General features: G+C 64.6%; 9 protein-coding genes and 1 tRNA gene. 6 read left to right on the top strand and 4 right to left on the bottom strand.

The genetic code is table 11. From position 1 onward, the window contains the following. Positions 1-136: 136 nt before the first annotated feature. Together ACZXDY_RS42230 and mobA are read left to right on the top strand one after the other, a co-directional pair. Entirely contained in the window at positions 137-1,027 is an 891-nt protein-coding gene (locus tag ACZXDY_RS42230) for a formate dehydrogenase accessory sulfurtransferase FdhD (RefSeq protein WP_028166538.1), read from the top strand. Then, positions 972-1,643, top strand: a complete 672-nt coding sequence (mobA, locus tag ACZXDY_RS42225) for a molybdenum cofactor guanylyltransferase MobA (protein WP_464349561.1) — start codon at positions 972-974, stop codon at positions 1,641-1,643. The genes ACZXDY_RS42230 and mobA overlap by 56 nt, the downstream gene beginning before the upstream one ends. A 167-nt stretch (positions 1,644-1,810) precedes the next feature. On the opposite strand, the gene clcA is transcribed toward mobA, so the two are convergent. The 3 genes from clcA to ACZXDY_RS42210 all read right to left on the bottom strand — a co-directional run bounded on the left by clcA (position 1,811) and on the right by ACZXDY_RS42210 (position 7,152). Beyond that, positions 1,811-3,139, bottom strand: coding sequence for a H(+)/Cl(-) exchange transporter ClcA (gene clcA / locus ACZXDY_RS42220; RefSeq protein WP_464349560.1), 1,329 nt, complete (start codon positions 3,137-3,139; stop codon positions 1,811-1,813). A 945-nt stretch (positions 3,140-4,084) separates the two neighbouring features. After that, positions 4,085-6,031 (bottom strand): molybdopterin biosynthesis protein, encoded by a 1,947-nt coding sequence (locus ACZXDY_RS42215; protein ID WP_464349559.1) that lies wholly within the window; start codon positions 6,029-6,031, stop codon positions 4,085-4,087. A gap of 8 nt (positions 6,032-6,039) precedes the next feature. Beyond that, complete coding sequence (locus tag ACZXDY_RS42210; protein WP_464349558.1) at positions 6,040-7,152, bottom strand: molybdopterin-binding protein; 1,113 nt, start codon at positions 7,150-7,152, stop codon at positions 6,040-6,042. Between the two features lie 177 nt (positions 7,153-7,329). On the opposite strand from ACZXDY_RS42210, the gene ACZXDY_RS42205 reads away from it, so the two are divergent. Beyond that, complete coding sequence (locus ACZXDY_RS42205; RefSeq protein WP_464349557.1) at positions 7,330-8,541, top strand: ABC transporter substrate-binding protein; 1,212 nt, start codon at positions 7,330-7,332, stop codon at positions 8,539-8,541. Between the two features lie 143 nt (positions 8,542-8,684). Here the strand turns inward: ACZXDY_RS42205 and ACZXDY_RS42200 are convergent, their stop codons facing one another. Then, on the bottom strand, positions 8,685-9,647 hold the full coding sequence (locus ACZXDY_RS42200) for a TAXI family TRAP transporter solute-binding subunit (RefSeq protein ID WP_464349556.1): 963 nt from the start codon (positions 9,645-9,647) through the stop codon (positions 8,685-8,687). 125 nt (positions 9,648-9,772) lie between these two features. On the opposite strand from ACZXDY_RS42200, the gene ACZXDY_RS42195 reads away from it, so the two are divergent. The 3 genes from ACZXDY_RS42195 to ACZXDY_RS42185 form a co-directional block, all read left to right on the top strand. Then, the gene (locus tag ACZXDY_RS42195) at positions 9,773-10,741 is read left to right on the top strand and encodes a Bug family tripartite tricarboxylate transporter substrate binding protein (RefSeq protein ID WP_464349555.1); all 969 of its coding nucleotides are present in this window, start codon (positions 9,773-9,775) and stop codon (positions 10,739-10,741) included. Between the two features lie 85 nt (positions 10,742-10,826). Continuing rightward, positions 10,827-10,902 (top strand) — tRNA-Ile (locus ACZXDY_RS42190). Between the two features lie 585 nt (positions 10,903-11,487). Continuing rightward, positions 11,488-12,107: transposase (locus ACZXDY_RS42185; protein WP_464349554.1), on the top strand; the 620-nt coding region annotated here is incomplete at its 3' end.

Here is a 12,107-nt window from a genome sequence, read left to right as displayed (position 1 = left end):
ACCGCCAAAAATTACTTTGCCGTCGTCACTATTGCCGCAACTCTGCTTTGGTTGCGGTAACTGTCCACACGACCTAGGCAATGTCGTCTCGTGCTTTATATCGGATGGCAGGGAAAGTCATGCTAACCTGATCGCCATGATGAGGATCGATAAACCGCCCGTTCCCCTGATCGTCCCCAACCCGGACGACCCGCGCCTGACGGAGCGCGTGACCGGGACAGACCAGACCGGCGCCAGCGTCGAGATCAAGGTGCCGATGGAGCGCCCGCTGACGCTATACCTGAACGCGCAGGAGATCGTCACCATGATGACGATCGGCGACTACCCCGAATATCTCGCGCTCGGCTATCTCCTCAACCAGAACATGCTCAAATACGACGACGTCGTCACCGAGGTCGAATATCACGACGATCTGCAGGTGGTGGTCGTGCGCACCGAGCATCATACCAATTTCGAGCAGAAGCTGAAGAAGCGCACCCAGACCTCGGGCTGCGCCCAGGGCACGGCTTTCGGCGATCTCCTGGAGGCGGTCGAGAGCGTGGCGCTGCCGAAGGCGGAATTGCGCACCTCCTGGCTCTACCAGATGACGCATGCGATCAACACCATGCCCTCGCTCTATCTCGAAGCCGGCGCGATCCATGGCTGCGTCTTGTGCAAGGAGGGCACGCCGATCTGCTACACCGAGGATGTCGGCCGGCACAATGCCGTCGACAAGATCGCAGGCTGGATCTATCGCCACGGCGTCGACCCCGGCGACAAGATCCTCTACACCACGGGGCGGCTGACCTCGGAGATGGTGATCAAGACGGTGCGGATGGGCATTCCAATTCTGGTGTCACGCTCGGGCTTCACCGCCTGGGGCGTCGAACTCGCGCGGCAGGTCGGCCTGACACTGATCGGACGCACGCGCGGCAAGCGTTTCATCGCGCTGTCAGGCCAGGAGCGCATCGTGTTCGACCAGAACCTCGACTATGTCGAGGAAGAATCCGCCAAGCACAAGCGCAAGGGCGAAGCGCGTGACGACTAGCATTCCAGGCGTCCTGTTGGCCGGCGGCCTCTCGCGGCGGATGGGCGGCGGCGACAAGCCGATGCGCACGATCGGCGGCCGCACCATTTTGGAGCGCGTCATCGAACGGCTGGCGCCGCAATGCGACGGCCTCATCCTCAACGCCAATGGCGATCCCGCCCGCTTCGCCGCGTTCGGATTGCCCGTCATCGCCGACAGCGTCGCCGATTTCCCAGGGCCCCTCGCCGGCATCCTGGCGGCGCTGGACTGGATGGCGGCAAACCGGCCCGGTGTATCGCTGATCCTGAGCGCCGCCGGCGACTGCCCGTTCTTGCCGCGCGACCTGGTCTCGCGCCTGCACGACGCGCTGGTGAAGGAGAACGCGCAACTCGCCGTAGCGGCCTCGGGCGACCAAACGCATCCGGTGATCGGACTATGGAGCGTGTCGCTGCGCGACGAACTCCGCCACGCCCTTGTCGTCGAGGACGTCAGGAAGATCGACCGCTGGACCGCCCGCTACAGGCTCGCCACCGTGAGCTGGCCGACCGAGCCGCTCGACCCCTTCTTCAACGCGAACACGGTCGAGGATATCGCCGGGGCCGAACGGCTCGCGGCAGTGGATGCGGCACACGACTGACACTGCTGTCATTCCGGGGCGCGCCTCTTGGCGCGAGCTCTGATGTGCAATTGCACATCAGAGAATCCATCGGGCCGCATGAGCTGGTGGTGAAATGGATTCCGGGCTCGATGCTATCGCATCGCCCCGGAATGACGGAGGCATTTCCGCGACCGCCCTCCACCCGCTCATTCCCGTCTGATCTGCTGCTCGAGGCGCAGTGTCCGTTCGCGCAAGGAATCGTAGATCGGTGGATTGTGCAGCAGCGGGGGCAGCAGCATCGCTACGAAGCAGGCGCCGAGCATCGGCAGCAGCATCGTCACGTTGCCCGTCATCTCAGCGACGAGAACGATGCCGGTCACCGGCGCCCGTACCACGCCCGCGAAGAAGGCGGCCATGCCCACTAGCGCAAATGCATGCGGCTCGATCGCGAGTTCCGGAAATACAAGGCGGCAGGCTGCTCCGAACAGCAGCCCCGACTGGGCTCCCAGCACCAGCAGAGGGGCGAAGAGTCCGCCGGGAGTGCCGGCAGCGTATGATAAAGCACCGAGAGCGAACCGGATCAGGAATGCGGAGGCGACGATCGCAAGACTATCCTGGCCGATCAGCGTGCGCTGCGTGATCTGATCTCCGCCCCCGACCAGCTCGGGCGCAAACCAGGCCAATATGCCGACGCTTGCGCCGATCAATCCGGCTCGGAGCTCGATCGGCAGCCGCGCGAACCGGTCGCTAGCTGCGATGAACGCAAGCAGCGTGCGATTGTACGCAACGGCGAGCAGGCCCGCGACGGCCCCCAGCGCAAGGAACAGCGGCGCGGATACCGCGCTCGGAGTGTTCAGCGGAACGATCTGGAAATCGGGCGCGTCGCCGATAAACAGCCTTGCAACCGGGATCGCCGTTGCCAGCGTGGCGAGGGCCGCGACAGCGACACGGCGCTCAAATCGGTGCATCAGCTCCTCGAGTATGAAGGCGAGCCCAGCGATCGGCGCATTGAAGGCCGTCGCGAGGCCAGCGCCGGCACCCGCGGCCAGCAGTACGCGTGCGTCCGCCCAGCAGAGCCGGCAGATGCGCGCGGTGAACACCGCGATGCCGGCGCCCATCTGCACGGTCGGCCCCTCGCGGCCTAGCGCCAGGCCGGAGCCGATTGCCAGGATACCGCCGATGAATTTCACCGGCACCAAGCCAAACGGAGCCGGCGGGACCTGCCCGTGCAGGACGGCTTCCACATGCGGAATACCGCTGCCCGACGCGTGCGGCGAGAACCGCCGCACCATCCACGCCGCGAGCAAGGTGGCACCAGCGCATGCGCCCACGACAATCAGGAATCCCAAGACGCCGTGGCCATGCGCCCAGGCGATTACCGCATCGCGCAAGCGATCGGCCTGCTCGAGCAAGAGGCGGAAGTTCGCCCCGACACATCCGGTGACGGCCCCAACGACGAGGGCCGCCGCTACGAGGCCCAGCAGGCTGCGACCTTCGTCTGCGACTAATCGCTCATCGTCGGGCTTATGGTCCACGGTTGCGCCGAACTTTCGATGTGTTTCAGGGAACGAGTTTGGCCGAAATCGCCGGCGAATGGGAATCGGCAAGAGCGAATTTCCGGTCAGGGAAATTTGTTCAACGATTTCAATCTGATTTGCCCTGTCCACTCACGCCGCGAAAAACATTCTGCTTTCGCCGTCGGGCAAATCAGTGATTTAACTCCGCGCGTCTCACCCGAATGAGGGGCGGGTCGCGATCGTCACGAACGTTGCGGTGAGATGCGGTGGACGCGGGTGTTGCGATAGACGAACGCAACTATCCGTGGACGGCGAAGTCGTGTGGTTCTGGCGCCCCGACGCTGGCGCTAAGCTCGCGAGCAGCAAGAGCTGCCGCGGGTGACGGTGGCAAAAAAGCCCGGTCACCGGGGAGAGCGCGAAGGAAACCGTAACACCATCGCGCAGGGAAAGCCGGAATGCTTCGGTTGAACCTGTGGTCCTACCCCCGTGCTTTTTGTTGCACGGGACCCACGGGTGCAACCGGCACCCGGCTTTCCCTGCGCCCTCTGTATTCGAGGAGGGTGGAACGAGACGCAAAGCTCGGGCAATACATGCCGCGAGAATGCGGACTCACGTTCTTCCTCACACTCCATCGTCATGCCCGCGAAGGCGGGCATCCAATAACCGGCGGCCTCTCGGCTCAAGCTCAGGCGCCTCTGGAATACTCGATCGTCCGCCGGAGCCTGTCATCGAGCGGCGCTTTGCGCCGACCCGGTGGCGGACGATGACAGCGGAGAAGCTGTTTGAAATTTGAATCAGAACCTCTCCTCCGTCGTCCTGGCGAAGGCCAGGACCCATAACCACAAGCCTTTGTAATGTGCTCCGCTGCAACTGCTTGCTCGCTCCACAACAATTCCCTGTGGTTATGGGTCCCCGCCTTCGCGGGGACGACGTCGGTGCGAGGCGTGAGAGCACCCTACGCGACTACGCCGGGCGGAAACCCGCCTGCTCTAACGCCGCGCGGCTTTCGTCCGAGGCGAGCGCCTCCAGAAAAGCCTGCACCGCCGGGCGATGCTTGCGCGCTGTCACCAGCGCGAAGTCGTAATGCTCCTCCGCCAGCGGAATGAACCCGAGTCCGGACGCGCGCGCGACCGGTGCGATGGTCATGCCCCAATCGGCGCGATGCTGGGCGACAGCGGCGGCGACCGCATTGTGCGAGCGCGGCTGGTTCCAGTAGCCGTCGGGCCTGATACCGCCAAGCAGGCGATCGATCAGGATGCGCGTGCCGGCGCCCTGGTTGCGGTTGACCATGATGCAGGCGGAATCGGAGAGCGCGGCGCGCACCGCATCTTGCGCCGACAGGCCTTCGAAACGCTCGTCGCCCTTGCGGAACACGATGCCCTGCATCCGCCGCCAGCCCGGCACGAGCTCAAGCCCTTCGGCGAGATAGGGCGTGTTGTAGGTCTCGCTCTTCTCATCGAACAGATGGATCGGCGCGAAATCGCATTCGCCGCGCTTGGCCGCCGCCAGCCCGCCGAGGCTGCCGACCGCGATCGAGCGCACCGACAGCCCGGCGCGCGCCAGCGGCGCGGTGACGAGATCGAGCCCGGTGCAATGGCTGCCGACAATGACCAGGTCAGGCACGCGCACATGCGGCGTGAACAGCGTCACCTCAGCCTCGGTGCCGGCAGGCATCTGGTCGGCCAGCGCATCGATCTTCAGGAAGCCGTCGGCCTGCGCGAACGAGGTGATCGCGCCGGAGCCCTTGCCGGAGGGATAGGCGATCAGCCCTTCCGTACCTTCGACCAGCGACACCATGACGAACTCGGTGCGGCCGAGTTCGGAGGCGATCCGCACCGGCACCTTTGCCATCACCTTCGCATCCGAGCGCGGCGGCAGGCCCGCCATCCGCCGCAGCACCGGCACGATCATGTCGTGGAAGGTGAACATCGCCGAGGTCGGAAAGCCCGGCAGGATCACCACCGGCTTGCCGTCGCACACCGCAAGGCACAGCGGCTTGCCCGGCTTCAGCGCCACGCCATGCGCAATGATGCCGGGCTTGCCGAGCCGCGCGATGATACGATGGGAGACATCGCCCGCGCCTTTCGAGGTGCCGCCCGAGAGCACCAGCATGTCGCTCTCGGCAAGCGCCTTGCGCATCGCGGCTTCAAGCTGCGCCTCGTCGTCGGCGATGGCGCCGACGAAAACGGCATCGCCGCCATTCTCGGAGATCGCCGCGGTGACGATGGCGCCATTGGTGTCGTAGATCGCGGCCGGGCGCAGCGGCTGGCCCGGCCGCACCAACTCGTCACCAGTCGACAGGATGGCAACGCGCGGCCGCCGCGCCACGCCAACCTCCGCGATGCCGCAGGCCGCGAGCATGCCGATCTCGCGCGAGCCGATGATGGTGCCGGCGCGCAGCAGCGTTTCACCGCGCGCGATGTCGGAGCCCGCGTAGGACACGAATTGTCCGGGAGACGCGGCGCGGCGGATCTCGATCGCGCGCTGACCCGCGGGCTGCGTGTGCTCGACCATCACGATCGCGTCCGCCCCGCGCGGAACGGGTCCGCCCGTCGCGATCGAGGTCGCGGTATCAGACAGCACCGGCCGCGCCGGCGCTGTGCCGCAGGCGATGATCTCGTCATTCAGCACGAGGCGAACCGGCGTGGCCTCGCTCGCTCGCGCAAGGTCGGCGGAGCGCACCGCAAAGCCGTCGACATTGGAGCGGTCGAACGGCGGCACGTCGATCGGCGCGACGACGTCGTCCGCCAGCGCGCAGCCGAGCGCCTGCGCAAGCGGTCGTGTTTCGCTGGGGACCGGCCGCGGAAACAGCGCCGCTTCGAACCGCGCCAGCGCCTCCTCGCGCGACAGGATGGTCAGGAACTGGTCCTGCTCGACACTGTCGCGGCCCTTCGCAGAGCTATTGGTCATGTCGGAACTCATTCCCTCAACATATAGGCATCGATCGGCATGCCCGCAGCAAATCCTTCGGAACCGCCGGGCACGACCAGAAACGCCTCCGCGCGCGCGATCGCATCGAGCGAAAGTTCGCCGACGGCGAGCGGTGTCCAGGCATCGCGCTGCCGCTCCAGCAGCACGAACTCGGCGATGCCGACGAGCGATGCGATCTTGCGCGACAGCGGCAGCGACAATGCCTTCCGCGGCTGCCGTCCGGTCAGCCGATCGAGCACCGGCAGCGCCAGCGCCCACCACGCCGCAAACGCCTGGTCCGGCGCGCCGGGCAGTGCGACGACCGGCGTTGTGCCGATGCGGCCGACGGCGGCAGTGCGGCCAGGCTGGAGGGCAATGCCATGAGCGATGATTTCGCCACGCGCAGCGAGCGCGCTCACCGCCGCATCGGTGCGGCCGACGCCACTGCCGCCGATGGTGACCAGGAGATCGCAGGCCGCATCTTCAAACGCGGCGACGATCGATCCGACATCGCGCGCCGCAGCCTCGCGGCTGACGACCTCGGCGCCGGTGGAACGTGCGCTCTCCGCAATCAGCCTAGCGGTCGCGGTGGCACCGGGAATATTGACGATGTGCAATCGCGGCCGTCGCACCTTGAGATGCTCGATCCCCGCTGTGCGCGCGATCAGCAGATCACGCGGGAGCACGCGCCGGCCCGCCTCGGCAACGAGAGTCCCTTCCGCAATGTCCTCGCCCTTGCGCCTGACGCCCTGCCCCGGGGTCGCCTCGGCAACCACCTGCGCGATCGGGCCGGCCGCCTCGACAAGGTCGGCATCGAGCACACAATCACTGGCCTCGGGCATGACATCACCGGCTTCGACCCAGATGGGCGGCGCAGCCAGTGGCAACGGGGAATATGAGGAGGCACCGACCAGCTCGTTGGCGCGCAGCGCCCAGCCATCAGTGGCGGCAACATCGTGCGGCGGGTGCGCCGGAAGCGGCGGCATCTCGGCCGCAATGCAGCGCAGCGCGTCCGCAAGCGGCAATTCGATCGGCTGCACCGGCTCGAGCGCGCGCAACAGGGCGCTGAGCGCGGTTTGCAGCGGCGTAAGCGAAGCCGGCAGTCGCTGGGTCGTAACCATGGCCGGCCTGTCTACTGTATCAGGCGCGAAATAAACAGGTGCCGCCGAATGTTCCTGCTCCGAAAGGACGCGTTGACGCCGACCCCGAACCGGTTGCAAAAGAAACCAATTCAGCCGGGCCTACGTCCCGGAACAAGCAATAACGGCCTACGTGCCGGTCCAGGGAGAGAGACAAGGATGTTCGGTAAACCATTTTCCGTGCTCGCCACGCTGGCCGGCGCCATGTTGGCTTCAACGGCGGCACTGGCGCAAATCTCCGACGAGGTCGTCAAGATCGGCGTGCTCACCGACATGAACGGGCCGGCGTCGACGCCGACGGGACAGGGCTCGGTCACGGCGGCGCAGATGGCGATCGACGATTTCGGCGGCAAGGTGCTGGGCAAGCCCATCTCAGTGATCGTCGGCGATCATCAGCTCAAGGCCGATATCGGCGCCAGCATCGCGCGGCGCTGGTATGACGTCGATCAGGTGGATTTGATCGTCGACGTGCCGGTCTCCGCAGTCGGGCTCGCCGTGCAGAACGTTGCCAATGAGCGGAAGCGGCTGTTCATCACGCACTCGACGGGAGCGACCGATTTCCACGGCAAGTTCTGCTCGCCCTACGCCATGCAGTGGGTGTTCGACACCAGGGCTCTCGCAGTCGGCACCGCGCACGAGGTGGTGAAGCGCGGCGGCGACAGCTGGTTCTTCATCACCGACGACTATGCATTCGGACACTCGCTCGAAAAGGACGCAGCGAGCGTCGTCACCAAGACCGGCGGCAAGGTGCTGGGCTCGGTGCGGCCGCCGTTTGCGACGCCGGATTTGTCGTCCTTCGTGCTGCAGGCGCAGGCCTCGAAAGCCAAGATCATCGGGATTGCCGGCGGGCCGCCCAACAACATGAACGAGATCAAGACCGCTGGCGAGTTCGGCGTGTTCAAGGGCGGCCAGCAGATGGCGGCGCTGCTGGCGCTGATCACCGACATCCATTCGTTGGGGCTGCCGACCGCGCAAGGCCTGTTGCTGACGACGTCGTTCTACTGGGACATGGATGACAAGACCCGCGAATGGTCAAAGCGCTATTTCGCCAAGCTGGGCCGGATGCCGACGATGTGGCAGGCCGGCGTCTATTCCTCCGTGATCCATTACCTGAACGCGATCAAGGAGACCGGCACCGACGATCCCCTGAAGGTCGCGGCCAAGATGCGCGAAAAGCCGATCGAGGATTTCTTCGCCCGCAATGGCAAGCTGCGCGAGGACAACCTGATGGTCCACGACCTCTGGCTCGTGCAGGTGAAGTCGCCGGAGGAATCGAAATATCCGTGGGACTACTACAAGATCCTCACCAAGATTTCCGGCGAAGACGCGTTTGGTCCACCGGACCCCGCGTGTGGATTGGTGAAGAAATGAACTCCACCGTCGTCCCCGCGAACGCGGGGACCCATAACCACAGGCAGCTGTCATGTCGCAAACAAGCGGTTGCAGCGGAGCACACCACTAACGCCGGTGGTTATGGGTCCCGGGTCAGCGCTTCGCTTGCCCGGGACGACAGGCTACTTCGCGACTCCGATTTCGCGCAAAAACCTGAGCACACCCGGATGAATCAGCTCGACATTCGGCGCCGCCGCCACCGTGTTCGCCGCGTTCGTCTCGCAGGCCTGTGCCAGCTTCCTGCAGAACTCGCCTTCGATCCCGTGCAGCGTCTTCGCCAGCCGATAGGCGACCTCGTCGGGCAAGGTTTCGCGCACGAGGATGAAGCTCCACGAGCCGACGGAGGCGATCGCTTCCGTCTGCTTCGGGTAACTGTTCGGTGGGATCGTCAGCGGCTTCAGGAAAGTGTGCTTGGCGCGGATGCGCGCGATCTCTTCCGCGCTCGGCGCGATGAAGCGCGCGCCGGTGGGACTTTCCGCCATCGCGGCAAAGCCCGGCCAGCCGACACCAGCGCCCCAGAGCGCCGCGGCGCGGCCATCCTGCACCATGGCTGGCCCGTCGCCGGCGCGATCGAGATAGATCGACTTGAAGTCCTCGTCCTGCTTCAGCCCAATGCCGTCGAGGATGTAGCGCGACAGGATCGGCAGACCCGAGCCCTTGGCGCCGAAGGCGACCGGCTGACCAACGAGGTCACGGATCGTCCGGTATGGGCTGTCGGCCCGCACCACGAACATGCCGGGGCTCGAATACATCGCGGTCAGGATCTTGAGCTTGGTCGCGGGACGGCCGATGCCCATGAAGGCTTCATAGGCGGGCTCTCCGGCCACGGTCGCGATATCGAGCTGGCCGGCTTCGAGCAGCGGGATGTTCTCGTTCGAGCCCTTGGTATTGCGCGGCTCGATCGAGAGGCTCGGATCTGCCGCATTCATGGCGTCGGCAAAGGCATTGCCATAGAGCGGGAAACCGCCGCCCGGCGTCGCTGTCCCCAGGGTGATCGTGGTCTTGGAAATGGCCTTGCCTCCCTCCTGTGCGGCCGCGCCGCCGGTGAGCAGAATAGCGGCGCAAACCATCAACGCGATTTTCATTCGGCGGCCTCCCAACATCTTCGGCGCGAGATTGATCGATCTTTGTGCTGCAGAGGTTGTAGGCAAGCTTGGAATTTTATGAAAGCATGGCCGCAACGGTAACAAGAAAATGACGAGGAAACATAATGCTTCGCTTTTTGCGTGCGACGTCCCTTGGTTTGATTTGCCTCTTGAGCCTTGCCGTCCCCTGCTCCGCCGCCGACTATCCAAACCGCCCGGTGCGCTGGCTGATCGGATTTGCCGCCGGCGGGCCTGTCGACATCGTCGCCCGCATCATGAGCCAGTGGCTGTCCGATCATCTCGGCCAGCAATTCGTGGTCGAGAACCGCACCGGCTCGGGCGGCAACATCGCGGCCGCCGCCGCGATCAATTCGCCGGCGGACGGCTATACGCTGCTGTTCGTCGCGCCCAATAACGCGATCAGCACCTCGCTCTACAAGAAGCTGCCCTATGATTTCCTGCGCGACACCACCCCGGTCGCCAGCATCATGCAGCTCACCAACATGCTGGTGATCTCCAACGCGATGCCGGTGAAAACCGTCCAGGAGTTCATCGATTACTGCAAGGCCAATCCGGGCAAGGTCTCCTATGCTTCGTCGGGCAACGGCACCTCGGTGCACATGTCGGCGGAATTGTTCAAGGCGATGACCAAATGCGAGATGCAGCACGTGCCCTATCGCGGCTCGGCGATCGCCTTTCCGGATATCATCTCCAACAAGGTGCAGTTGATCTTCGACAACCTGCCGTCGGCGCTGGAGCAGGCGCGCGGCGGCAATGTCCGCGCGCTCGGCGTCACCTCACCAAAGCGCTGGCCGAGCGTGCCCGATGTTCCCGCCATCGCTGAAACCGTACCAGGCTTCGAATCGGTCGGGTTTTACGGCATCTCGGCGCCGAAAGGTACGCCGCCGGAGGTCATCGAGATCCTCAACAAGGCGGTCGGCGAAGCGCTGAAGGATCCCAAGCTCGTCGCCCGCCTGGCCGAGGTCGGCGGCATCCCCAAACCGATGGCGCCGGCCGAATTCGGCAAGCTGGTCGCCGACGAAACCGAGAAATGGCGGAAAGTCGTGGAATTCGCCGGGGTTTCCGTGGACTAGAGCCGGCGGGATTGCCCGATCGCCCCTCACCCTGTAAACGGACCCGGCACCGTTGCCGGCCCACGGATTGTGGCGGCTCGCGGCGGGGCCTGTAGCTCAATGGTTAGAGCCGGCCGCTCATAACGGTCTGGTTGCAGGTTCGAGTCCTGCCGGGCCCACCAGGGATTACAGGCGCTTACGACGTGCCTGCCGCCTAACGATTCGGTACCGCCACAGTTACCGCCACAGAAACGATTGCCGTTTCGTTCGCGTAATAGTCTCAAGAAAGCAAGTTTGATCCAGGCCAGAGCCGCCTTCGCCGGCAAGACGCATGCCAGGCGCTCGTCTCCGTTCTGCTGAGAGCCAGTCGGCAAATAGGGTGGAGGAACCGAACGCTCGGTCCGTAACGAAGACACACGGCGCTTACTGTCCAGACGGGCCGGCACCCGAACTCTCGCGCATCGCTGGAGTAGTCCGCCGAATAGACAGCCCTCGCCCGCGCCGCTCGGATCGCGCAACCTTGTCGTCTTCTGCGATCACTGGCGCAGCGGTCAGTAGTGCGGCTAGAGCGATGAAGAAACTGCGGTGCTGCATCATGGGGCCGGATATGACAGTATCTGACTCAGGAAGCGCGACGATCGCCCTGTTATCAGCAACGGACCTTCAAACTAGCAAAGCCTATGTCGATCTTGGGCCCAGGCTGTGTGAAAACGCTCTGTTTGCCGTGATTCGCGCGATAAGATTCCCTGCGTTTGCGGGGGCATCTAATGAAGCGCTTTGTTGAAGGGGTGAACCGCGGACAGAGCACGTTGTTCCCTGCACTGTTCGACGACTACGTGGCCGAGGACAATCCGGTACGTGCGGTTGATGTGTTCGTCGACGGGCTCGATCTGGCCAAGCTCGGCTTCGTTGGCGTCCAGCCGCTCGACACGGGGCGACCCGGCTACCATCCCGGCATGATGCTCAAGCTCTACATCTACGGCTACCTCAATCGCGTGCCGTCGAGCCGACGCCTGGAGCGGGAATGCCAGCGCAATATCGAGATGATCTGGCTGACCGGGCAGTTGGCGCCGGACTTCAAGACCATCGCGGATTTCCGCAAGGACAATGGCAAGGCCGTTCGTGAGGTCTGCCGCGAGTTCGTCGCGCTGTGCCGCAAGCTTGACCTGCTTGTTGCAGCGAGCGTCGCCATCGATGGATCGAAGTTCAAGGCCGTCAATGCGCGGGACAAGAACTTCACCGAGGCGAAGATGAAGCGGCGCCTGGAGCGGATCGACGAGAGCATCGCCCGTTATCTCTCACAGCTCGATACCGCCGATCGGCACGGCGATGCAGTGCCAGAGGCGAAAGTTGCGAGGTTGAAGGGCAAGATCGAGAAGCTCAAGGA

This window comes from Bradyrhizobium sp. LeoB3 (assembly GCF_055456055.1).
The sequence above is the reverse complement of the archived record's forward strand: the minus strand, read 5'-3'. Positions and strand labels throughout refer to the sequence as shown.